Origin of the sequence: Rhizobium sp. 18055 (assembly GCF_902706285.1) — a bacterium.
Classification (GTDB): Bacteria; Pseudomonadota; Alphaproteobacteria; order Rhizobiales; family Rhizobiaceae; genus Rhizobium.
In genome coordinates this window covers 1-464 of the sequence record NZ_CACSKD010000222.1, presented here as the reverse complement: position 1 = coordinate 464, position 464 = coordinate 1, and the positions used below count along the sequence as shown (strand labels likewise).

The following is a 464-nucleotide window of genomic DNA, read 5'->3' as shown; positions in this document are numbered from 1 at the left end:
GTTCCTGAAGAGCGCACGCCGCTCCATCGCGGACAAGTCCAAGTTCGACTCCAAGCCCGGCCAGCACGGCCGCACTTCCGGCGCCCGCACGTCCGACTTCGGCCTGCAGCTGCGCGAGAAGCAGAAGGTCAAGCGCATGTACGGCGTGCTGGAAAAGCAGTTCCGCCGCTACTTCGAGACCGCCGACCGCCGCAAGGGCAACACCGGCGCGAACCTGCTGTCGCTGCTCGAGTCCCGCCTGGACAACGTGGTGTACCGCATGGGCTTCGGCTCCACGCGCGCCGAGGCACGCCAGCTGGTGTCCCACAAGGCGATCACGGTGAACGGCCAGTCCGTCAACATCGCGTCCTACCTGGTGAAGCCGGGTGACGTGGTGGCCGTGCGCGAGAAGTCCAAGAAGCAAGTCCGCATCGTGGAAGCTCTGCAACTGGCTCAACAGGTCGGCATGCCCGCCTGGGTGGAAG

Annotated in this window: 1 protein-coding gene; it reads left to right on the top strand. The window is 65.9% G+C overall.

Translation table 11 applies throughout. From position 1 onward, the window contains the following. Positions 1-464 (top strand): 30S ribosomal protein S4 (rpsD, locus tag GVL52_RS31980; RefSeq protein ID WP_160012725.1); only part of this gene is annotated, 464 nt, incomplete at both ends.